Raw genomic sequence first — 21,953 nt, 5'->3', positions numbered from 1 at the left:
GTTATCGCGTCGACTCACGGGTACCGAGCGACGCGCGTCAGATCGCGTGCACGAGCAACACCACGCCGGACGTGATCGCGAAAACCTGAACGAACGCGCGCAAGAACCGGCCGTTGATGCGTTCGTGCACCACGCGGCTGAGTGCAGCGCCAATCAGCAGTGCCGGCAGCAGGCTCAACGCGGCCACAAGCTGCGTTGATTCGATGCGGCCCGTCGCCATCAATGTCGCCAGCGACACCAGCTCTCCCACCAGAAAGCACAAGGCGATGGTCGAACGCACGATGGGCGGCGCATGGTGCTGGTACACCAGCGCCAACGGCGGCCCCCCGATGCCGGTGGCGGTTTCGGTCACGCCGGTGACGAGTCCGGCTGCGACAAAGGCAGGCCGGCCCGGCGAGAACGCCGGCATCACGAGCGTGACGAGCGCAGCGGCGACGGTCGACAATCCGACGAACAATGCCAGGTGGTTGGCACTCAGCACGGCCAAGACCCACAGCCCACCCGCGGTTCCGAGGACGCGTCCCGCCGTGATCCAGCTCGCACCGCTCCGATCGATCGCGGAACGTTCGCGCCACGCGACATAGAAGTTCAACGGCAGCATCAGGACCAGCACGCATACCGGCAGCAACTCCGGCCGCAGGAGGCCGATCACGGGCGCGACGATGAGCGCGAAGCCCACGCCGCTCGCGCCTTGGACAAAGGCGGCGAACAGAACGGCGAGCGAAATGACGATCAGGTGCTCGACGGTCACTGCGCGGCCCCGATCATTGCAGCGGCGGTCGACTTGCGATGCTGCGCCGCGGTCGGATGCAGGCGCTGGATCGGTGCCCGTGCGATCGCCTCGCCGGCCGCGCGTGCGACCTGCCGCATCAGCGAGCGCGCATCCCAGTCGGTCGGCCAGCCCTTCCAGAGGCGCAGCTTTCCTGCGACGAAGACGGCATCGATCTGATCCCTGTTGCCCAATCGCACGAGGTCCCACGTCAAGTCGACCGAGGTGCACATCTCCGGCGTATCGACGTCGACAAGCAGGAAGTCCGCCTCCTTGCCGGGCGCGACCTCGCCGATCACGTGGTCCAGGCCGATGGCGCGCGCGCCATCGTGTGTCGCATGGTCGAGCCACGTCCAGCCGCCGCCGCATGACGCGTCGCCGATGGCAAGCCCGAAGGCGAGCTTTTGCGCTGCCTCGGCCGCGTCCATGAGGCGGAACGCATCGCTGCGGGTGGCATCCGTGCCGAGTCCGAAGCGGATCCCCATCGCTGCCATCAGGTTGGCCGGCGCGACCGCATTGCCTTTCCACTGGCTTGCGACCGGGTTGTAGCTCACGGCCGTGTCGGTCTGTCGAAGCAGGGCGAGTTCGCCCGGCGTCACCAACGTGCCGTGCGCGATGAGCACTTGCGGCCCGAGCGCGCCCAGGTGCGCCAGAAGCTCGAGCGGCCGCATGCCGCGTTGAACGACCGAACGTTCCACCGACGCGAGGTGCTCATTGACATGCGTCTGGAAGATCGTGCGTGCCTCCGCGCAAAGCGCCGAGACACCCACCAGCATCTCGTCGGAAGCCGCTTCGGGCACCGAGATCGCGAGCGATGGATGAATCAGCGCCGCGCCCGACCACTTCTGAAGGAAGCGTTCGGCGTGCGCCTTCAAGGCTCTGCGTTCGGCCGGTGTGCTCTCGTTGCCCCCGTCGTTACAGATCAGGCCGAGCACGCAACGAAGGCCCGCCTCCTGCGTGGCTGTCGCGAGCGCGCCGATGTCTCCCTTCGCGCGCGTCCCGGCATCGCAGACGGTGGTGAAGCCTCCGCGCAGCGACTCGAGCGCCGCCAGCTTCGACACGCCATGGACGAACTCGTCGTCCAGACTTGCTTCAAGTGGAACCCAGACGCGGCGAAAGATCTCCGAGGGTTCGCCGTAGGCCAGCGACTTGCCAAACGATTGCGTCAGATGGTGGTGCGCATCGATCATCCCGGGCATCAGTACCTTGCCCGGAAGTCGAAGGGGCGTCAGATGCGGATAGCGGGCGGCCAGCACTTCGGCAGGGCCGATGTCGCGGAACTTGCCGCTCTCGACGAGGACGGCGTGGTCCCGCACCGGTCCTTCGCGCAGCATGAGGTGATCGGGGGCCAGCAGCAGCGAGTCCGCCGCAAGGTGGGATGCAGCGTCGCCGGCATTCAGGGGATAGGTGGAATTCATCATTGGGCGGCCGGTGCCCCTTCCGGGGTCGGCGCTTCGTTGCTGTCGTCGCGGGGCGCCGCGGCGACGTGGTGAAAAAGGATGTTGAGCACGATGGCGGTGAGCGCGCCCATCGCCAGGCCGTTGCCCAGCACGAGTTGCAGCGTTGCCGGGAACTTGCTGTAGAGGCCGGGCACGAGGATCGGCAGCAGGCCCATGGTCAGCGCACCGGCCAGCACGAACATGTTGCTGCGCTCATGCAGGTCGACCTTGCGCAGGATGTCGATGCCGATCGTGCCGATGATCGCGAAGACCACCATCGCGGTGCCGCCCACGACCGCCTCTGGAATCGCACTGGCGAGCCGGCCTAGCGGCGCCGTGAGCGCGATGAGAACCAGGATGGCGCCAGCCGTGGCCGTCACGTAGCGCGAGCGCACGTTGGTGGCGCGCACGATGCCGATGTTCTCGCCGCTCGTGATGATCATCGAAGTGCCGAAGAGCCCACCTGCCAGCGAGATCAGCGCGTCGCCGCGGATGGTTCGCGGCACGACGTCGCGCGGCTCGATCTGCTTGCCGACGACCTCGGCGACCGCAATCGTCTGCCCCGTGGCCTCCACCATTGAAATGACGCTGAAGATCAGGAGCGGCAACGCTGCGACCAGGTCGAAATGCGGCATCCCGAAGGGCAGCAAGGTCGGGAGGCTCCACACCGGCCCGCTCGCCACGCCGCTGAAATCCGTCATTCCGCACACGGCGGCGAGGAGCGTGCCTGCCACGAGTCCCAACAGCACCGCCAGCTGTCCCAGCATGCCCTTGAACACGCGCGCAAAGAGCACCGTGAAGCCGACCGTGGCGAGCGCGAGGCCGATGTGCGCAGGGTCCGAGAACCCGGGTGTGCCCGGCTTGCCAGCGATGATCCCGCCGTAAACCTTGACGAGGTTGATCGACACGAGCATCAGCAAGGTGCCGATGACGATCTTCGGGAAATACTTGATGCAGCGCGAAAAGACCGGCAGCACGAGGAAGTAGAACAGCGCCGTGAGGATCACCGCACCGGAGGCCGTTTGCAGGTCGCGCTGCTGCGCGATGGTCAGGAACATCACGATGGGTGCGCCGCCGGGCACCATCACGAAGGGAAGCCGCGCACCGAACTTCCATGGCCCGAAGGATTGCAGCAATGTCCCGACGCCGCACAGAAGGAAGGTGGCGCTGATCAGGTTGATCGTCAATTCCGACGACAGGCCCAGCGCTTTGGCAATCAGAAAGACTGACGTGATGGGCACGGCGGCCATCACAAGCACATGCTGCAGGCCGAACAGAAGCATCTGCGACCAGGGCAGCACGGCGTCTACGGCAGGGGCGTCGGAAATACGGAACATGATCGATTCCTTGGGATCCGACCGTCCCCAAATCGATTTGGGAGACGGTGCAAAAAAATCCGCCAGTGGCGGGCTGAAGTACATTTCAGGAGGATTCCCAAAACGATTTGGGGAATTCAATCACTGTCTTTGAAAAAGGTCAATGGATGATTCCGAGCACTCTTCGCAAGGTCAACATCAAGGACGTTGCGCGCGAAGCGGGGGTGTCGCCGACCACCGTTTCTCATGCGCTCAATGGCCGCGGGCAGGTCGACGCCGACACGCGGGTGCGCGTCGAAAAGGCGGCCCTGAAGCTCGGCTATCGGCCCAACAGGCACGCGCAGCGCTTGCGAACAGGCGAGGCGCACATGATCGTGCTGCTGTCCTCCATGCCGTTCGCCGTCGCGGGCGGTCCTTCGCGCTTGGGGTTCATGATGGAAATCGCCGCAGTCGCAGCCGCTGCGGCCCTCCACCGCAACCTTGCACTCGTTCTGGCGCCGCCGATGGAAACCGGCAGGGTTCCGCTCGAGTTGCTGGAGGTCGATGGTGCGCTGGTCATCGAGCCGTCCGCCGGCGACGCCAACCTGGACTACCTTGCGCGCCGGGGCCTGCCGGTCGTGACTATCGGCAAGCCCTACGGAATGTCCGAGACTGCGCCGCACGTGGACATTCATTCGAAGGCGACGACTCGGCTTCTGCTCGAGCACCTGCATGCACAGGGCGCGCGACGCGTCGCGATGATCCTGGGCTCGGCGCAGCGCAATTCCTATGTTCAGGCGCGAGCCGCGTACGACGAGTTCATCACCGAGCACCCGCAGCCCTTGCTGTTCGGCATGGCAGATGAGGCCCAGGGTGAGGACGGGGGCTGGGAGATGGCGCGCTCGCTCCTGGCTGCACACGCGGAGATCGACGCTTTCTGTGTGCCAGTGGATGCATTCGCTGTTGGCGCGGTGAAGGCAATCCGCGCGGCCGGCCGGCGCATTCCCGACGATGTGATGGTGGTCACGCGATACGACGGCCTGCGTGCCCGCACCTGCGAGCCGCCTCTTACAGCGGTGGACCTGCATCTCGACGAAGTCGCGCATCAGGCGATCGACTTGCTGTTCGACCATCTCCGAGGCGAAACGGAGCGCCGTTCGGTCGCGGGGCCGACGGCGCAGTTGGTGCTTCGGCAGTCGTCATCCCGCAATCCATGACGCCCGGTCTGGTCGACCGCGCGCAGCCATTCAAGACGATCCGTCCCCACTCAGCACGACCCAGACTGTGCGCACAAGAATTTTTGCATCGAGCCTGAGCGACCACTCGGAGGCATAGCGGGCATCCAGCGCCACACGCTCGGAATAGGGCAGGCGATTGCGCCCGCTCACCTGCCAAAGGCCGGTGATGCCGGGTCGCATCTGGCAGTAGTGCGGCCAGCCGAGTCCGTACAGACTGCGCTGGCGCACCATGCAAGGCCGCGGGCCCACGAGGCTCATGTCGCCCTTGAGCACGTTGAAGAACTGCGGCAGTTCGTCCAGGCTCAGCCTTCTGATCACGCGTCCGACGCGCGTGACGCGAGGATCGTCGTCCAGCTTCTGGAACTCGTTCCAGCGCGCCCGCGCGGCAGGGTTCTGCTCCAGGTGAAGCGCGAGGACCTTGTTCGCTCCTCTCACCATCGTGCGGAACTTGTAGCAACGAAACGGGCGACCGTCCTGACCCAGCCGAACCTGCCCATAGTGCACCGGCCTTCCCATTCCGACGAGCACGACGGCTGCAACGAGCAGGTAGAGCGGACCGAGCATCACGAAGAAGGCCAAGGCCCCGACGATGTCCACCGAGCGCTTGACTGTGCGCTGAGCGGGCGTGAGGCAATACGGCTCCGGGAAGGCCTCTGAAGAAGCGCTGCTCGCGTGCACCCAGCTTGGCACGTCGCGTCGCGCGTAGGGATGGGCAGGGGGCATGAACGGCCTCTTGGGGAATGGCGGTTCAGCGGCCGGCAAGCGCCCAATACCAGAACAGCAATGCCGCCATGAGCAGAACCACATTGAAAAAAAGCGAAGGCCGTGCCTGCTGGCCACCCTTGTCGCCCTTGTGCCCCTTGTCATTGTGAGACTTCGGCGCGGCAGAGTCGTAACTAGCCGCTTCATGCGGCGGCGCCGCAGGCGAGGAGCCTTCGACGACGTTCGCGGCCGTGCGAATGCCGCTGAACTTGCCTGCGCAACCGCGACAGTAGCGCGCGCGGTCGGGATTGGCGGTGTGGCAGGACTCGCAGAACTTCGTCATGGCGGACAGCGAATGCACTCGAGTTGAATTCCATGGTCACCATTGCAAAGCGAAGTCCGGCGACGAGCGCCCGACTCGAAAAAAGCACACGCGGAGACTCTTGTTACTACGCCGGCCCGGCGGGTTTGTAAGACAGCGCCGGATGCTTTTGTCCCAGCGCACGTTGCCAAGCGGCAACTCAAGCGTGCTAAAAATCCACGCGGGCATTGAATACCGGCGGCCATAGGCACAGACTCCGTAGCGCGTATGCGAGTAGCAAGTGAGCGCTGCATCCATTCCTTCGCGTCACCTGCTCCGGCAAAGCTTCTCATCAACATCAACCCAGTGAGGCTTTCATGTTCGATCGACGCGCTTTCGCAATCAGCTGTGTACTTGCCATCCCGAGCGGGGCCTGCCTGGCGCAGACCAGCTTCGCGCCGGACCAGTACTTCGACAACCGCTGGTACATCACGCCATTCGGCACCTACGTGCATCCAGACGACAACTGGAATGCCAAGAACGGCTGGGGCGGAGGCGTCTCGATCGGCAAGCCGATCAACCCCTACTGGAACATCGAGGCGCGCATCCAGTACGAGGAGCTCGACAGCAAGTTCGGCACTGCGTTCGGCGTCTTCAACACCCGCGACAAGTACAAGAACCTCAGCGGCACGCTCGATGCGCAGTGGTTCTTCCTGGGCCGCCAGGGGATCAATCGCTGGCAGTCCAACAGCGTGCAGCCCTATGTCGTTGGCGGTATCGGCGCGCTCGACAACAAGGTCGACACCTTGTTCGCCAGCAGCAGCAGCCACACCAGCTTCACCGCTAATGCGGGGCTGGGCGTGGTCTGGCCGTTTTCGTCCTGGGGCCGCCTGATGGCCGATGCACGCTACCGCTATGTCGACAACGCCAGCAACGTCAGGCTGGCAAGCCGACAGCAGATGAACGACTGGATGTTCACCGTGGGCTTGCAGATCCCGTTCGGCCCGCCGCCTGTCGTGGCGCAGGCGCGGCCGCCGGCGCCGCCGCCCGCAGTGATGCCGCCGCCTCCACCGCCGCCTCCGCCTCCGGCCGCGCGCAACTTCGAACTCAAGGCCGATGGCACCTTCGCCTTTGCCAAGTCGGACTTGACTCCGGCCGGCCGCGCGCGCATCGACAGCACGCTGCATGAGCTCAGGTCCTCCGGCATCCGGCTGCGCTCGATCTCCATCGTCGGGCACACCGACCCGATCGGCAGCCTCGAGTTCAACCAGCGCCTGTCAGTGGCACGTGCCAACTCGGTGCGTGATTACCTGGTCGCCAACGGCGTGCCGGCCAACATCATCCAAACCGAAGGCCGGGGTCCGTCGGAGCTCAAGATCACTGAAGCCGAGTGCCGGGCGCAAGGCAAGGCGAGGAACCGCACCGCGCTCATCGCCTGCTTCGAGCCGAACCGGCGCGTGGATATCCGCGCCACGGGCGAACAGAACTCTTGACGAGTGCAGCGTCTGCGGGTCGCGCTTTCTGCTTTGTCAGCCCGGCCCGCTATTGCGCGTTGAAGTCCGCGGGACTGGGCGCCTTCATCGTCAGCTTGTGCAATGCGGCGATCATTTCCGACAGCTCGTCGGCCTCGTGCAGAAACGCTTGCGCGGAAGCAGAAGTGGATGCGTGCGCACCCTGYGCTTGGGCCAGACGGCGAAGGATGCTTTCCTTCTCCTGCAGCGCGCGCAGGCCGGTCCAAAGCGCTGCGTCGGTGACCATCTCCTGCGACGCCGCCAGTGTCCGCAAGCTGAAGGCGTGGCCGGTGTGACAGCGATAGCGCACCGGATGCTTGTCGTTGAGCTCGAACAACACACCGCCGCAATCCGGGCAACTGAAAGTGGACGCTTCGGCAATGGTTTTCAGGTTTTCCAATCTGTGCTCTCCCAGGCTGACTGCGTGTTCGCGCCGCAGGCCCTCGGGCGCTTCGTGCGTGGTCGCGGTGCTCATGTGCTGCTGTGCCAGATGAAGCAAAAGGTCGGGCATTGCCGAGAGCGGCAACACATGATCAGGCTGCAACGCTGCCATGGCGGCGCGGGGCATGCTGGGCTCGAAGGCGTCGGCCGGGTCCTGCACGATGGCGATGCCGCCGCAATCCTTGATGGCGCAAAGTCCCGCGCTGCCATCGTCGAGCATGCCAGTGAGCACCACTCCCACGGCGCGCGGACCGCACTCCAGAGCGGCAGAACGGAACAACGGATCAATGGCGGGCCGGGCGTGGTGTTCCTTGGGCCCACGGTTCAGTCGAATCAACCCATCCTGCAAGATCATGTGCTGGTCGGGCGGGGCGACATAGATTTTGCCGCCCACCGGTACTTCGCCGTCTCTCGGCTCGACCGCCCGATTCGGCCCACGGCTGTTCAGCAGATCCGGCAGATGGCTGCGATGTGCGCCGATGTGCCGGACGAAAAAAATCGGCGCGGGAAAGTCCTCGCGCAAGGCAGCGGCCAGCCCGAGCATGGCTTGCACGCCACCGGCCGAGGCCCCGACGCAGATGAACGATGGAAGGGGAGGCGGACTCGTCATGTCTTCGCAAAGATAGCCACGAGACCAACCTAGATGGAGATGGCGGCATGTCTTGTAAGACGGCAGCCCTTGCCCCTGAAACCAAATGCCGGCCTCCAGGAAAGCAGTCGCCGCGCCAGTTCAGTTGCGTTGGAGCGCGGGCGTCCTGCGATAGGGCTGCTTGACGACGTACGCGCCAAGAAATCCGCTGATGCGTTCCGCGGCAGCCGAGCCGATTCCTCGGATCGATCTGACATCGTCGCGCGAAGCGGCGCTGCGCAGTGCACCCAATGTCTGGATGCCGCGGGCGGCAAGGAAATCCACCGAAGCACCCAGCCACGGCCGCAATTCCCCGATGGGCGTGTCGGCAGTGGTGGGCGCGACGAGCTCCTTGGTCTCGATCAAGCCTCGACGCCAAAGCTCGATGTGCGAGACCGAACATGCGAACGGGCGGCCGGTCAGCAACAGCGCATCGTAGATTTCGCGCGCCTCGCGTTTGCCGTAGCTCTCGCAAAGCAAGTCCAGCGAGAGCTTGCGCAGGTCGCCGACCGTGGAGTGGCAATGGTCCAGCGCACGCTCGAGCGTCGACACCCTGAGCCCCAACGAAGAAACCGAAGCGGAATCCCTGAGGCCACGAAGCGCCGATGACCGTGCCTCGCTGGAAAGTGCAAGCACTGCCTTGCTTTGCTCAATGGCTCGTTGTCTTTGGTTCGGATTGGGGAGGAACTCCAATCCCACTTGTGCCAATGCGTTTCGCAGACGCGAGAGAGTGTTGGAGCCAATGGAGCCCTGGGCCATCAATTCCCATTCGCTGATGGCAGAGAGATCCTCGATGCAGTAGATGCTCCGCGACGTCAATACTTTGCGAACATCCGTTCGCAATGGAATCTCATCGATGGGTGTCTCGCGGCCGAGTCCGAGGGGGGCGTCCAGCGGCAGGGACGGCTTCGGGTGCCAGTTGAAGTGCGGGAAGTGAAACGGCGTTTCCGCGCTGATCACGCGTTCCCTGACGGCAATGGCATGGCTGCGCCTTGCCTCCAGTATCGCGGAGCGCAGGGCACCCAGGCAGGCCCGCAACTCTTCGTCAGGCAACTGCGCCAAGTCGTTGATCGTTCGGATTTGGCGGGTCATTGCCGCCTCCGCTCCGGATCGGAACGTCCTTTACGGAAAACTACGTATGGCATGGACCTTAGTTTGGCCGTAGGTCGCCGGTGTCCGCAATTGCACTTTGGTGCCAATGCGCGTGACCTCTACAATTCCCGACGATGGCAAAGCGACAAAATCGGATGAATAGCACCCCCTCCATCAGGGTCGGTCCCAGCGGTGTGCATGGACTGGGTGCTTTCGCCACGCGGTCGCTGCCGGCCTTCGCATTGCTGGGCCTCTATGAAGGCCGGCGCTACTCGCCCGAGGAAATCGCAGCCAAGGATTGGGACGACCAGCTCACCTATCTGTTTGCCTTGTCGAATCACGAAACGATCGACGGTGGCAAGGGCGGCAACGGCACCCGTCACCTGAATCACGCATGCGATCCCAACTGTGAAGCGGTCGAGGAATACGACGACGCCGGGCAATTGGTGCTGAAGTTCCAGACGCTCGTGCCGGTGGAGGCAGGGGACGAACTCTTCATCGACTACTGCCTGACGGCGGACGACGGTTCGCCGGCATCGAACTATCTCTGCCATTGCGGCTCGTCCAATTGCCGGGGCACGATGCTTGCGCCTGAAGACGCAGCTTGAGTTCTCTACACACCTTGCCACGTACGTGCGGATACGTGTGGGCCGGGATTTACGGCCGTCGGCGACAGATCGAGAATGGGACCGCTCTGCTCACAGGCCGCATGACGTATGCGACACGCGCGAGCGCTATCTTCAGGAGGCCAGCATGGGTTCCAAGTTCATTCTCGGGCTGTGCGCCGCATCGACTGCCATTTTGGCGGGATGGACGACGATGGCGGCGGCGCAGTCGGACAGCTATGACAGTCTTATCGCGCGCTGTAACGACGGCACGCTGCCGCGCCCGGAGCGGGACGCGTGCATCCGCGATGCCGGCCTCGCGCTGCAGCGTGCGCAACAGGGAAGCTCGGGCAACTCGCAGACCGAGGACCGGTCCACTGTCGTGACGCCTTACGGTTCGTCGCGCGAGGGCACCGATTCGAGCACCACCTACACATCGGACGACGGCCGCGCCGTCATCGTTCCGCCGGCGGGTTCGGCACCGCCCGCGGATGCGGTGACGCAGTAGACGAGGGCGCGGTATTTCATGTCTCCTGGCTCAAGAGGCTGCAAACCGCCTCCGTGACCTGAGCCGTCGTCGCTTTGCCGCCGAGATCCCTGGTGTGCAAGGAGGGCTGGGCAGTGACCTGTTCGATGACGGCCATCAATCGATCGGCTGCGTCTTGCTCGCCCAAGTGCTCCAAGAGCATCACCACGGACCAGAAGGTGCCGACCGGGTTTGCCAAGCCCTTTCCCATGATGTCAAACGCGGAGCCATGGATGGGTTCGAACATCGACGGGTAGCGGCGTTCAGGGTCGATATTGCCTGTCGGCGCGATCCCGAGACTTCCCGCCAAAGCGGCTGCGAGGTCGCTGAGGATGTCGGCATGCAAGTTCGTGGCGACGATGGTGTCGAGCGAAGCCGGCTTGTTCACCATGCGCGCAGTCATCGCATCGACGAGTTCCTTGTCCCACTTCACGGCTGGAAACTCGGCAGCCACCTCATTGGCAATCTCATCCCACATGACCATCGCGTGACGTTGTGCGTTGCTCTTGGTGACCACGGTGAGTTGCTTGCGTGGGCGGGACTGCGCCAGCCGGAACGCAAACCGCAGGATGCGCTCGACGCCCGCCCGCGTCATCATTGAAACGTCCGTGGCGACTTCGATGGGATGCCCCTGATGCGCCCGGCCGCCGACGCCGGAGTATTCGCCCTCCGAATTCTCGCGGACGATGACCCAATCGAGGTCTTCTGACTTGCATCGCTTCAGTGGCGCGTCGATGCCCGGGAGGATGCGGGTCGGTCGCACATTGGCGTACTGGTCAAAGCCCTGGCAGATCTTCAGGCGAAGGCCCCACAGCGTGATGTGGTCAGGAATGTCCGGATCGCCCGCCGAACCGAACAAGATGGCGTCCTTGTCGCGCAGGGAGTCCAGGCCGTCGTCCGGCATCATGGCTCCGTGCTCTCGGTAGTAGTCGCCGCCCCAGGCGAACGTTTCAAACTCGAAGGCGAACTTGTCGCTGCGGGCGGCCAGTTTCTCGAGCACCTTCTGGCCTGCCGGGACGACCTCCTTGCCGATCCCGTCTCCCGGAATGGTTGCAATCTTGTAGACCTTCATGTTCTTTGGACCTCGATGATGGGAGCATTGAACTGTAGGGACTCAGGCGCCGCGCAAGTGGCGTCAGGTTCAAACCGGTCTTAACCTGAAGTCAATGATCCCTCAGCGAAACGTTCGCCCGCTGGCCTGCCATTGAGCGAAGGAGTCGGCGATGAAGTCCACGAAGGCGCGCACTCTGGCAAAGGAGTGCTGATTCCTTGGGTACACCGCATAGATGTCGGCATCGGACGTGTCGTACTGAGGCAGGACGTGGACGAGCCGGCCGCTTTGCAGGTAACGGCCCACGTCCCATTCGGCGCGCATCACGATGCCATGGCCGTCGAGTGCCCAATTGACGGCAATCTCCCCGTCGTTGCTCGTCAGGTTTCCCCGCACCTTGATGACTTGCGCCTCTGGCCGGCGACCCTTGCTGGGGGTCAGGCGCCATACGCCGTAACCCTCGTCGCCCTGGCGAATGGTGATGCAGTTGTGCCGGAGAAGGTCGTTCGGCAACATTGGCATTCCGCGCCGCGCCAGGTAAGCAGGAGACGCGCAAAGCAGGCGTCTGTTCTCTGCGAGCTTTCGGGCGACGACGCGCGTATCCGGCGGCGCTCCAAAGCGGATGCAGACGTCGTATGCATCCTCCGTCAGGGCGGGCGGTCCGACGGAAAGTTGAAGTTGCACCTCGACCTCTGGATGGCGCTTCGTGAACCTTGAGATGAGAGGCGCCACATGACTGCGCCCGAAGCCCAGGGTCGCGTTGACACGCAACAGCCCCCTGGGCTGGGCCTTGCTCGCGCCCAGTGCCTGCTCCAGTTCGTCCACGCCAGCGAGGATGCGCTTCGAATGCTCCAGATAGATTTCACCTTCGGGCGTCAGGCCCATGCGGCGAGTGGATCGGTTGACCAGCGAGAACCCGAGCCGCGTTTCCATCGACGCCAGGTGCTTGCTGATGGCGGCTGTGGAGATTCCAAGTTCTCGCCCGGCGGCGCTCAGGCTGCCCGCCGATGCGAGAGTCGCAAAGAAAGACAGGTCCGACGGCTGAATGCGTTTTGACATTTCGCGATTCTCGCTGCCTTGAAGGGGCAGGTTAACTGCAGGTTAAAGCCGGTTTTCCTTTCATGTCGCTCCTGCCTGCGTCTCGCTGTCTAGAGTCAGACCTCCCGGGCCGGGCTCGCTGGAGGCCTGTCGAAATCCACCAAAGCAGGAGACACCCATGTTCAATCTCAGCCGGCAAGGCGCGCCATGCAGCAGGCGCCGCGCCTTTTTGTCGCTAGCTACTGCCACCCTTTGCCTGAGCGCTGGATTCGCTCAAGCGCAGACCTGGCCTTCGAAGACGATCAGCCTGATCGTGCCCTTCCCAGCGGGAGGTACCACCGACGTCCTCGCTCGTGCGTTGGCTGATCCGCTTGGCAAGGCGCTCGGGCAAGCCGTGATCGTGGAGAGCAAGCCGGGTGCAGGCGCGACCCTGGGCGCTGACTACGTAGCCAAGTCTCAGCCCAACGGCTACACATTGCTCGTGGGCGCGGTGCACCACACCATCGCGACCAGCGTCTACAAGAAGCTGCCATACGACTTCCAGAAGGATTTCGCGCCGCTCACCACCATCGCGATGGTGCCCAATGTCCTGGTCGTCAGCAGCGCATCGCCCGCCAAGGACGTCGCCGGACTGATTGCGTTGGCCAAGTCCGCCAAGGAACCTCTGCCCTATGGCTCGAACGGCAATGGCACCGCGCAGCACCTCATCGGAACGCAGTTTCAGAATGAGACCGGCATCAAGATGCTGCATGTACCTTACAAGGGGAGCGGACCCCTGACTGTCGACCTGCTGGGCGGGCAGGTGGCGATGTCGTTCGACACGGTGACGCCAGTGCTTCCGCACATCCAGGCCGGAAAGCTGCGGCCTCTTGCGGTCACTACGGCGAAGCGTTCGAGCGCCTTGCCTGACGTGCCGACGCTCGATGAAGCAGGATTGAAGGGCTTCAACATCGGCACCTGGTTCGGCGTGTTGGCGCCAGCTGGTACCCCCAAGGACGTTCAGGCGCGACTGGCGTCCGAGATGGTAAAGATCATTCACTCACCCGAGTTCAAGGCGCAGATGGCCAAGATTGGCGCGGAACCTGTGGGCAATTCCCAGCAGGAGATGGCCAGGCAAATTGCGGAAGAGACAGACAAGTTCGCGAAGCTGGTGAAGGACAGCAACATCACGATCGACTGACAGCAGAGTGCGTCTCTAGGCCCCGCCCTCGTGGCGGCATCCTCCTCACGGGCAATGGCTGACACGCGCTGTCGCCAGCGTCCGAGCGCAGCAACGCGCCGCGCCGATGTTCTCGGATCACAAGAGTTGGCTATCGCCCAGCAGGCCGGCACGTCACAGACCAGCTGTTCGACTCTCGTTCGGCGGATAGCGCTTCGCAGCGCGCGTAAGAGATTTCCATTGCACATTCAGACGAGTCTGATGGGCTGCTTTGTCGCAGCCATCCCTAGACTGATCGGCAAGAGGCGTCCGCTATTTCTGCGCGCCAAGAAGCTGATATCCGCGCCCTCCGACGCGGCAACAAAACAATGGCCTTTCTTTCCCGCCGGTGGGCGCGTCCCACGGTGGCTGCTCGCCGCGTTCCGAAACTCTCAGTTCCTGCACTCTCGCCCCTCCTCGTGACGGGGCTGGCCGCGTCGTTCGCGGTTCACGCACAGATCGCATCGACACCTCGTCCCGTCATCGAGGAGCAGCGCCAGCAAGAACGCGAGCGCGCGCTGCGCGAACAGCAGGAACGCGCGGTGGACGCACGCCTTCCTCGTCAAGCAGCTACGAAAACACAGCGGCTGCCAGACAACGAAACGCCGTGCTTCCGCATTGATCGCATGGTGCTCTCTGGCGAGAACTCCGACGACTTTCAATGGGCGCTCGCCGCCACCGCCGGCCCCCAGAGCGACGACTCCCCCGTGGGTCAGTGCCTCGGCACCGAGGGCGTCAACATCGTGCTCGCCCGCATCCAACAGGCGGTCATCGCACGTGGATATGTGACCACACGCGTGTTGGCTGGTTCGCAGGACCTCACCCAAGGCGAACTCACTCTCACGCTGATTCCTGGCCGCATCGCCGCCATCCGCTTCGATGGCGGGGGCGCGCCCACCAGCCTGCGCACGGCCGTCCCCGCGCGAATGGGCGATCTCCTCAACCTGCGTGATATCGAGCAAGGTCTGGAGAACCTCAAGCGCGTGCCCGCCGCGGAGGCCGACATCCAGATCGAGCCCTCGAGTGCCGCGAACGCGCAGCCCGGTGACAGCGATCTTGTGGTCAAGTATGCGCAAACCCGGCGTCCGCGCGCCTCCTTGAGCCTTGATGACAGCGGCACTGAGGGCACGGGCCGCTACCAGGCGGGCGCCACGGTTTCCGTCGACAACCCCTTCGGCTTGAATGACCTCTTCTACGTCAACGCCTCCCACAGCATCGACGGCCACTGGTTCACGAATCCCGACAAGGGCACCGCCGGCCAGATCGTTCACTACTCCGTTCCCTATGGCGACTGGCTATTCAGCGCCACGGCATCGCGGAACGACTACCGCCAGAAAGTGGCCGGAGCCTTTGAGAACTACATCTACCGCGGTGAAAGCAGCAACGCCGGCGTCAGCGTCTCCCGATTGCTGCATCGCGACCAGCACCGCAAGACCATCGCCAGCGTACGAGGCTTCCGTCGCTCCTCAAACAACTCTATTGACGACGCGTCGCGGCTGTGGTGGGAGGAAACCTGAACATCGAAAGCCCGCAAGACACGAGCCGTCAGGTGTCCAGGCAGAGCAGCTCAGGCGCGAACGTGAGCCTATGCATCCCGCCGATCTGCTACGGCGTCAGTACTGTGGGCGGAAGCGCGGCGAGCGCCAAGGCCAGCGGCGATTTTGCGAGTGTGTCCGTGCAGTCGGGCATCAAGGCCGGCGATGGTGGCTTTGCCGTCAACGTGAGGGGCAACACGGATCTGAAGGGCGGCGTCATCAGCAGCACGCAGGACGCGATCGACGCGGGAAAGAACAGCTTCAAGAGCGCCAGCATCACAACCAGCGACCTCGTGAACCACAGCACTTCGAACGGCAGCGGCTATGGGATGAGCGGACGCGTTGGCATGACAGCAGGAGACCAATCTGCGGCGAAGGATACGGGCACGAATGCCGCGCAGAGCGACTCTCGTCCTGGCGGAAGCGCCGGCATCGGCAGCGCCAGCAGCAGCGAGACGAGTGTCACGAAGGCAGGCATTGGCGGAGTCGCGGGCGATGAGAGCGTGAGGACCGGAGACTCCAGCAGCACCGGAGCGTTGGTGAAGGACCGGAACACCCAGACCATCCTGAACGACGTCCAGTCACAAGTGCAGATCACGCAAGAGTTCGGGCAGAAGGCCGCAAGCGCTTGGGGAGAGTATGCCAATGGCAAGCTCGTGGAAGCGCTAAATGGAAACGATCCGGAAGCTGCCGCATGCTGGGGTGACGGCGGTTACTGCAGGGTCGCCGGACATGCGGTGATTGGGGGCCTCGCAGGGGGCGCTGCTGGCGCAGCAGGTGCCGGCCTGGGCGCGGCGACGGTTCCCAACATCGGCGCGGCGGTCGGCAAGCTGGGACTGTCGGGCGCCGCGGCGGATGCTGTGACCGCAGGTCTCGCTGCCGCCGTCGGGTACGCGGCGGGTGGTTCCGGCGGTGCAGCGGGCGCATTCAACGAAGCTGCGAACAACTATCTTTCGAGCGGCCAAGTGCGCGAGATGATGGGTAAGCTGCGCGATTCGCCAACGCAGTCGGAGCGCGACAAGATCTTGAAGGAATACGCCGAGTTGAGTGCGAAGCAAAGCGACACGATCACAGCTTGTTCACCAGCCGAATGCGCGCGAATTGCTGGGGAAATCCAAGGCGGGAAGCAAGCATTGAATGATGCGAAATCGGCGCTACGCGGTTTGGCCGGAGAGTCTTCTTCGTATGGTTCGATTCTGGGAACTCAACGGAGCGACCAACAGTTCGTCTATGCCATTGGAAATGGCTGGGTCGATTCGAACGGGCAGACGCTTGATGTGTCAGCCCACATGAGGGCTCAAGGGAAGGAAATGGCCAACACTATCTCGTCGGCGGCCTCATACGCAAGTGCGGGATGCGCTGCCGCGATCATATGCGCACCCGCCGTGCCTGTGCTTGGCGGCGTAGCATGGGGTGCAAGCGCCGCATCGGATCTTATCTTTGACCCAAATCCTGGTGCTCTGTTGATCGACTCACGAATCGACAAGGCCCTCATAGGTATCGGGAATCATCTCAAAATTCCGACTTTTATAACCACCCCGATTGCGGAGGGTATTAAAAATTCAGGAGAGCTGGGTGACCTGAAAAATCAAATAAAGCCATGAGTCCACATAGAAAAGTGATCCACAAATACTCTGAGCTCGGAACGCTTGGTTTCCTAGGGTTTTTTTTCGAGCATCCATGGATTCGGTATCCCCTCTTCATTTTGGGCGGGCTGCTACTCGGTCTTGGATGGGTGTTGGGCATGCAGATCCAAGCGGAACGGACGCTCTCTAAGAGAAGCGATACGGCTCCATCAGATAGAGACCTGGGATAGTTGGAAATTCTTCACAGTATGAACAACGGCGTCGAAGACGTCGAATTATTTGACTTGTGTGCAACTGACGCCTATCAAAAGCTTTGCATTCGAATTTACCCTTCGATGGATTCGGACGTAGAAAACAATGACTTTACGCACGTTGTTTCACCGCCAAGAACCGAACAAAAAGGGCGGAATTGGTTTACGAAATGAGCTCTGATCTATCTTGATATATCGGCCAAAATGCGCGCGCAGGGGAAGGAAATGGCCAGTACCTTTTCGACTATTGCTGCATACGGTGCTGCCGGCTGTGCGGCATCCGATGCACACCTGCCGCCGCTGTAATTTCAGGCATAGGAATGGGCGCAGACATCGCGAGCACAGTGATGTTTAATAGAAACGCTCCTTCCTTCTTTGCAGGCCTAGGTGTGGATGAAGGTCTCAAAAGAATATATCAATATTTGCATATCTTTCAACTTATTGCCACGCCAATTGGCGAGGTAATTAAAAATTCCGATGAATGGGACGCATGGATTGGGGGAGCCTCGCCTTGAAGAGAATAATCTATCGTTATTCGATTCTGGGTATTCCTTGCGGTCTCCTTGGTCTAATTTTCGACAATGCATTGATGCGAAATTTCCTATTCATAGTTGGCGGCGTTCTCTGCGGCTTGGGGGCGGTTATTCTGACCGAGTTTGAAGCCCGTAGAACGATGGAAAAAAAGGGCATTGATCTAAATGCTGCTTTTGGAGAATCACCCCTCTCGACGCGTCACAAGAGTCGCGCTGAACGGGTGGTTTACGGATGCGCGGTGCTGGGCATCGGGGCAGGACTTTTTGCTATTCCACTTGAACCCGGGTGGATTCCCAAGCTTCTGCTCGTAGCTTCGGGTGCGTCGTGTTGCTTAATTTGGTTTCTTGACCGGGATGGCAAATAGATGGCCCTCACTCCGCCGATGTATGCGTAAGACGCGCGGAACTGCAATCCAATTGATCGTTGCAACACTTTTCCTCCTCGGAGGTTGCGCAATGCGCGACATCAACCCTCAAGCCGCTGCTGCAGAGGAGCGTGTTTTGCACGGGACCTTTCGGTCAGTCACGCCGGGCGCGGCCAAGCTCGTGCTGCGCAGTTCCGGGGCAGGTCACGCCGTCGTCTATTCGGTCGGCACGGCCAGCGAGGCATGTCAGGGCTTCGAGCAAGCGGGCAACGTGGCCTACAGCGGACGCGGCGTGGTCTTCCCATGGATCGCCCGCATGAACGAAAGAACGCGCAGCGCGTTGTTCAAGACACAGCCGTACATAGAGCGCGAGGTAGACCCGGGACGTATCGTCCAATCCAGGCAATCGGCAATTGGCAACAGGCCAACACACCAGCGACCCTGCCCATGGGTACGGGCAACTGTGGCCCGCTTGTCGCGAGATTTCTTCCAGTCGCCGGCCACGTCAATGTCGTTGACTTTGCTTGGCGAGACGGCCTCAGTTGCGCTCAGCTCGAAACGGATATGACCGACCGCTGCGCACCCATGCCGGTGCGGTCCGACGCCACGCAGAGTTGCCCGGCGTCAAAGAGCTTGGCTCCGTAACCCGGCCCCATGCCGAGCAGCACAACCCAAACGATTTTGAAAATGGAACCAATGGAAAAGCCTTGCCCGTCGATCTCTTCCGCCGCAGTCCTGGCGCCGCATTCGCCGCTGCAGGCCTACTACGGTGATGAAGCTGAGCACGCGCAGTTCCTGCGCGGCATCTTCGATGCCACCGCGCCTGACTACGATCGCATCGAGCGCTTGCTGGCGCTCGGCTCGGGACCATGGTATCGGCGTTCCGCATTGAAACGCGCCGGGATCGCAGCCGGAGACGAAGTGCTCGACGTCGGCATCGGAACCGGCTTGGTCGCACGCGAGGCATCGCTACTGATTGGCCCCGGTAGCCGACTGGTCGGAGTGGACCCCAGCCCCGGCATGTTGTGCGAAGTGACGCTGCCGGGCATCGAGCTCTTCGGCGGCCGGGCCGAGGCGTTGCCGCAATCCGATGCGAGCAGCGACTTCCTCAGCATGGGCTACGCGCTGCGCCACATTGCTGATGTGAATGCGGCCTTCGCCGAGTTCTTCCGCGTGCTTCGACCAGGTGGCCGGCTGCTGATCCTTGAGATCACCAAGCCCAAAGGGACCGTCGGCACGGCGCCGCCGGATTCGAGGACGTGAAGCGTCACGTCGAACTCGGAATCTTCTCCGAATACACCGCTGTCAAAAAGGCCTGAGCCCAGTTCGTAGGGGCCGAGGCACCCCGCAATTCCCCGGGGGTGCTCGCCTGCGCCTTCGTTTCATCACTCGTCAACTTCAAAAGCAATGAACCTGTCTCGCCTCCCATTTCTGGCCATCTCTGGGGCCATTCTTCTCTCTGGCTGCGCCACCCGCTTGGAGCAACCCATCAGTGGCTACACATGCTGCAACCTTCGCCCCAGCTACGGCTGGGTCTCTAGCAACAACGTGCTGGGGGGCCCGATTCTCCCGGCCGGCGAGTCGGCGAAGTTCGACAGTGCGAAGCGCGATCTGTATTTTTACGGCACGGTTGGCGGCGAATACATGGCATTGCGCGATGACGCAGCTCGTAGCAATGAAGGTACGCAGCGCTGGCTGCGCCAGATCGTGGTTCCCTCGGACCCCAAGCTGGAGCTCTCAACCTGGAGCCCTGAAGTGCAGAAGGCGGTGTACTCCGCCAAAGTCATGGTTGGCATGACGCGTCGTCAGGTGCTGATGGCCCTCAGCTACCCGTCGCGCGACGACACAAAGGACCTGGAAGCCAGCGCCTGGCGGTACTGGACGGCGCAGGAAGACGAGACGGTCAATGTGCACTTCGGCGCCGACGGCACGGTCAGCGGGTTTTCTGGCAAGCCCTCTGCGGTCCGCACGGTCGAGTTCAAGCGCTGATCCCAGTTGGTAGACCATCGTTCGCAACCTGGTCTCGAAAATCCATCTTTAAAGGGTGCCATGCATCAAGGAATACAGCCCGATGACGATGTACAACTGCCGCCTTCGTCGTCGGCAATCGGCTATGCAGCGGCTTCCTCTGGCAGGACGGTGGGGGAGAAGGTGAACCCGCCATGTCACGCATCGCCATTGGCGGGTGCATGGCGTCGCTACGGCGCACTCTATATCGACATCACGGTCGGCGGCGTGTTGATCCTGGCGTTGCTAGCACTTGTCGGTGGTATCGACCTCGTGGGTAGATCGCTTGCCGCAAGCGCAATCTTTGCGATGACTTTCCTCCCCCTAGTCTTGGGCCTGTGCGTCGTTGCTTATGGAGTATTCGGCAATACGCCGGGCAAGGCACTGTTGGGCCTGCAGGTGATCACAATCGCCGGCGCGCGCCCAACGCTTGGACAATTCGCGCAGCGTCAGGGCGCGTTGTTCCTACAGGGACTTTGGGCCGGTATACCTCTCGCCTCGTTCATCGGCCAGCTGTGGCAGTTCAAGCGCGTTTCTGCAGGTCGACCCGCCAGCTACGACGAGGGCAAGTTCAGTGTCGTTGCTCGTCCGCTTGGCTCAGTTCGCATTGGCGTCTTCTGCCTCATCGGCGTCGGCTTCGTAGTCGGCCATTCATACCTGCAGTCATTGGAATCTTGGACGAATCCAGTGACCAGTGTCAAGGCCAAGCTTCCGAGCGGATGGAACGTGCGTGAGGTCAAGCGCGACAACGGCGGACAGCTCTATATCTTCATCTCGACCAGCCACCAACTTCAAGGGATGCTTTGGCGTGATCACGAGCGCGATGAGATCGCAGCCGCGCACGCGCAGGGGGCGAAGGCAGAGGCACTTATCAGGCGCGGCCTGGCGCGCGACGCGAAAGCGACGGTCGCGGGTTTACCCACATTCGGCCTGACCGGCACCATGGAAATCGAAGGCAAGCGTCGTCCAGTTCTAATAGCGCTCATCCGCGATGGCGCGGATGTCTGGCAGTTCACAGTCATGGGTGATCCGGGTGGCAAGGTCGATGCCGCAGCCGCACAAGCGTTGGGCGAGTCGGTCTTCAAAACAATGCCCCGTACCGGCAATGAGCAAGCCGAACCATGACCATCTTGGCGAGTTGAGTTGTCCGCCAATCACTGCGTCGGGTGGCACGTGGCCCAACCAAATGAAGTGAGGTACTGCTCTCAATGAATCAATTCACTTTGCATGGAACGCGATCGGAATCGCGAGGTGTCCGGACGCGTCAAAGCAGTTCCACGGCGGAGCGCAATCAAACAGCGATGGAAGAGCTGATGAACGCTTTGAGTCATGGCGTCGGGTTCATGCTTGCCGTCGTGTCGTTGCCAGTCCTGGTGTACAGCGCGTCGCAAAGAGGCAGCGCCGCTCCGGTAGTCGGAGCGAGTCTTTTTGCGGGGACGATGATCGTCCTGTATTTGATATCCACTCTGTACCACGCTCTGCCCGCCGGGCGGACCAAGTCCGTCTTCAACAGGCTGGATCACGCGGCCATCTATCTTTTCATTGCCGGCAGCTACATGCCGTTCGTGCTCGGTGTATTGCGTGGCCCTTGGGGTTGGGCGTTGTTCGGGGCGGTTTGGTCCGCGGCAGCGCTGGGCGTAACGGCCAAACTATTCAATCGTCTTCGGCAAAGCGCACTTTTGAGTCGAACAGAAAAACAATGGCCCCAGCCGTGTAGGCAACGCCGCCGGCGACGAGCCAGACCAGGCCACTCGCAGACATACGCTGATACAACGGCACAGCTGCAACCACGGCCACCCAGCCCATCGCGACGTACAAGCCGGTCGACCAAAGCGGAAGTCC

General features: G+C 62.4%; 23 protein-coding genes and 1 pseudogene. 14 read left to right on the top strand and 10 right to left on the bottom strand.

The window, feature by feature from the left end; genetic code table 11:
* Positions 1-37: 37 nt before the first annotated feature.
* Genes AC1DSF_RS23710 through AC1DSF_RS23700 form a run of 3 tightly spaced genes read right to left on the bottom strand, consistent with a single transcriptional unit; the run spans position 38 to position 3,545 of the window.
* Positions 38-751 carry a TSUP family transporter gene (locus tag AC1DSF_RS23710; protein ID WP_478127986.1) on the bottom strand — a complete coding sequence of 238 codons (714 nt, stop codon included), beginning with the start codon at positions 749-751 and terminating at the stop codon, positions 38-40.
* A complete protein-coding gene (locus AC1DSF_RS23705) occupies positions 748-2,190 on the bottom strand; it encodes an amidohydrolase family protein (RefSeq protein WP_478183521.1) in 1,443 nt (480 codons plus the stop codon). The genes AC1DSF_RS23710 and AC1DSF_RS23705 overlap by 4 nt, the downstream gene beginning before the upstream one ends.
* Positions 2,187-3,545: a uracil-xanthine permease family protein gene (locus AC1DSF_RS23700; RefSeq protein WP_478127988.1), complete on the bottom strand. Its 1,359-nt coding sequence runs from the start codon at positions 3,543-3,545 to the stop codon at positions 2,187-2,189. The genes AC1DSF_RS23705 and AC1DSF_RS23700 overlap by 4 nt, the downstream gene beginning before the upstream one ends.
* 146 nt (positions 3,546-3,691) lie before the next feature.
* Between AC1DSF_RS23700 and AC1DSF_RS23695 the strand changes: the two genes are divergently transcribed.
* The gene (locus AC1DSF_RS23695; RefSeq protein WP_478127989.1) at positions 3,692-4,720 is read left to right on the top strand and encodes a LacI family DNA-binding transcriptional regulator; all 1,029 of its coding nucleotides are present in this window, start codon (positions 3,692-3,694) and stop codon (positions 4,718-4,720) included.
* Between the two features lie 30 nt (positions 4,721-4,750).
* Here the strand turns inward: AC1DSF_RS23695 and AC1DSF_RS23690 are convergent, their stop codons facing one another.
* Both AC1DSF_RS23690 and AC1DSF_RS23685 read right to left on the bottom strand, forming a co-directional pair.
* The gene (locus tag AC1DSF_RS23690) at positions 4,751-5,464 is read right to left on the bottom strand and encodes a sugar transferase (RefSeq protein WP_478127990.1); all 714 of its coding nucleotides are present in this window, start codon (positions 5,462-5,464) and stop codon (positions 4,751-4,753) included.
* Positions 5,465-5,489: 25 nt separating this feature from the next.
* The gene (locus tag AC1DSF_RS23685) at positions 5,490-5,804 is read right to left on the bottom strand and encodes a hypothetical protein (RefSeq protein WP_478127991.1); all 315 of its coding nucleotides are present in this window, start codon (positions 5,802-5,804) and stop codon (positions 5,490-5,492) included.
* 317 nt (positions 5,805-6,121) lie between these two features.
* Between AC1DSF_RS23685 and AC1DSF_RS23680 the strand changes: the two genes are divergently transcribed.
* Complete coding sequence (locus AC1DSF_RS23680) at positions 6,122-7,237, top strand: OmpA family protein (RefSeq protein ID WP_478127992.1); 1,116 nt, start codon at positions 6,122-6,124, stop codon at positions 7,235-7,237.
* Positions 7,238-7,286: 49 nt separating this feature from the next.
* On the opposite strand, the gene AC1DSF_RS23675 is transcribed toward AC1DSF_RS23680, so the two are convergent.
* Both AC1DSF_RS23675 and AC1DSF_RS23670 read right to left on the bottom strand, forming a co-directional pair.
* Complete coding sequence (locus tag AC1DSF_RS23675; RefSeq protein ID WP_478127993.1) at positions 7,287-8,306, bottom strand: chemotaxis protein CheB; 1,020 nt, start codon at positions 8,304-8,306, stop codon at positions 7,287-7,289.
* Between the two features lie 120 nt (positions 8,307-8,426).
* Positions 8,427-9,416 carry a helix-hairpin-helix domain-containing protein gene (locus tag AC1DSF_RS23670; protein ID WP_478127994.1) on the bottom strand — a complete coding sequence of 330 codons (990 nt, stop codon included), beginning with the start codon at positions 9,414-9,416 and terminating at the stop codon, positions 8,427-8,429.
* A 155-nt stretch (positions 9,417-9,571) separates the two neighbouring features.
* Between AC1DSF_RS23670 and AC1DSF_RS23665 the strand changes: the two genes are divergently transcribed.
* Positions 9,572-10,024 carry an SET domain-containing protein gene (locus tag AC1DSF_RS23665; protein WP_478127995.1) on the top strand — a complete coding sequence of 151 codons (453 nt, stop codon included), beginning with the start codon at positions 9,572-9,574 and terminating at the stop codon, positions 10,022-10,024.
* Between the two features lie 145 nt (positions 10,025-10,169).
* On the top strand, positions 10,170-10,529 hold the full coding sequence (locus AC1DSF_RS23660) for a hypothetical protein (protein ID WP_478127996.1): 360 nt from the start codon (positions 10,170-10,172) through the stop codon (positions 10,527-10,529).
* A 16-nt stretch (positions 10,530-10,545) separates the two neighbouring features.
* Here AC1DSF_RS23660 and AC1DSF_RS23655 read toward each other — a convergent pair whose 3' ends face one another.
* On the bottom strand, positions 10,546-11,619 hold the full coding sequence (locus AC1DSF_RS23655) for a tartrate dehydrogenase (RefSeq protein WP_478127997.1): 1,074 nt from the start codon (positions 11,617-11,619) through the stop codon (positions 10,546-10,548).
* Positions 11,620-11,721: 102 nt separating this feature from the next.
* Entirely contained in the window at positions 11,722-12,657 is a 936-nt protein-coding gene (locus tag AC1DSF_RS23650; protein WP_478127998.1) for a LysR substrate-binding domain-containing protein, read from the bottom strand.
* A gap of 157 nt (positions 12,658-12,814) precedes the next feature.
* On the opposite strand from AC1DSF_RS23650, the gene AC1DSF_RS23645 reads away from it, so the two are divergent.
* From AC1DSF_RS23645 to trhA, 10 genes and pseudogenes are all read left to right on the top strand, one after another.
* Positions 12,815-13,816 carry a Bug family tripartite tricarboxylate transporter substrate binding protein gene (locus AC1DSF_RS23645; protein ID WP_478127999.1) on the top strand — a complete coding sequence of 334 codons (1,002 nt, stop codon included), beginning with the start codon at positions 12,815-12,817 and terminating at the stop codon, positions 13,814-13,816.
* 347 nt (positions 13,817-14,163) lie between these two features.
* Positions 14,164-15,351 carry a ShlB/FhaC/HecB family hemolysin secretion/activation protein gene (locus tag AC1DSF_RS23640; RefSeq protein ID WP_478128000.1) on the top strand — a complete coding sequence of 396 codons (1,188 nt, stop codon included), beginning with the start codon at positions 14,164-14,166 and terminating at the stop codon, positions 15,349-15,351.
* Between the two features lie 62 nt (positions 15,352-15,413).
* Positions 15,414-16,973, top strand: a complete 1,560-nt coding sequence (locus tag AC1DSF_RS23635) for a hypothetical protein (protein ID WP_478128001.1) — start codon at positions 15,414-15,416, stop codon at positions 16,971-16,973.
* Positions 16,974-17,526: 553 nt separating this feature from the next.
* On the top strand, positions 17,527-17,721 hold the full coding sequence (locus AC1DSF_RS23630) for a hypothetical protein (RefSeq protein ID WP_478183520.1): 195 nt from the start codon (positions 17,527-17,529) through the stop codon (positions 17,719-17,721).
* Positions 17,718-18,104: a hypothetical protein gene (locus AC1DSF_RS23625; protein ID WP_478183519.1), complete on the top strand. Its 387-nt coding sequence runs from the start codon at positions 17,718-17,720 to the stop codon at positions 18,102-18,104. Before AC1DSF_RS23630 ends, AC1DSF_RS23625 begins: the two co-directional genes overlap by 4 nt.
* Before the next feature lie 91 nt (positions 18,105-18,195).
* A complete protein-coding gene (locus AC1DSF_RS23620) occupies positions 18,196-18,672 on the top strand; it encodes a hypothetical protein (protein ID WP_478128003.1) in 477 nt (158 codons plus the stop codon).
* Between the two features lie 119 nt (positions 18,673-18,791).
* Entirely contained in the window at positions 18,792-19,367 is a 576-nt protein-coding gene (locus tag AC1DSF_RS23615; protein WP_478128004.1) for a class I SAM-dependent methyltransferase, read from the top strand.
* 144 nt (positions 19,368-19,511) lie between these two features.
* Positions 19,512-20,093: a hypothetical protein gene (locus AC1DSF_RS23610; protein ID WP_478144960.1), complete on the top strand. Its 582-nt coding sequence runs from the start codon at positions 19,512-19,514 to the stop codon at positions 20,091-20,093.
* 60 nt (positions 20,094-20,153) lie between these two features.
* Complete coding sequence (locus AC1DSF_RS23605; protein WP_478144959.1) at positions 20,154-21,236, top strand: RDD family protein; 1,083 nt, start codon at positions 20,154-20,156, stop codon at positions 21,234-21,236.
* A gap of 83 nt (positions 21,237-21,319) precedes the next feature.
* A pseudogene (gene trhA, locus AC1DSF_RS23600) lies at positions 21,320-21,724 on the top strand (PAQR family membrane homeostasis protein TrhA); the annotation flags it as partial.
* A gap of 40 nt (positions 21,725-21,764) precedes the next feature.
* Here trhA and AC1DSF_RS23595 read toward each other — a convergent pair.
* Complete coding sequence (locus tag AC1DSF_RS23595) at positions 21,765-21,929, bottom strand: hemolysin III family protein (protein ID WP_478128007.1); 165 nt, start codon at positions 21,927-21,929, stop codon at positions 21,765-21,767.
* Positions 21,930-21,953 lie beyond the last annotated feature (24 nt).

This window comes from Variovorax sp. 01N429 (assembly GCF_056399425.1).
Note: the sequence above shows the minus strand (reverse complement) of the source record. Positions and strands in the feature narration are given on the sequence as shown.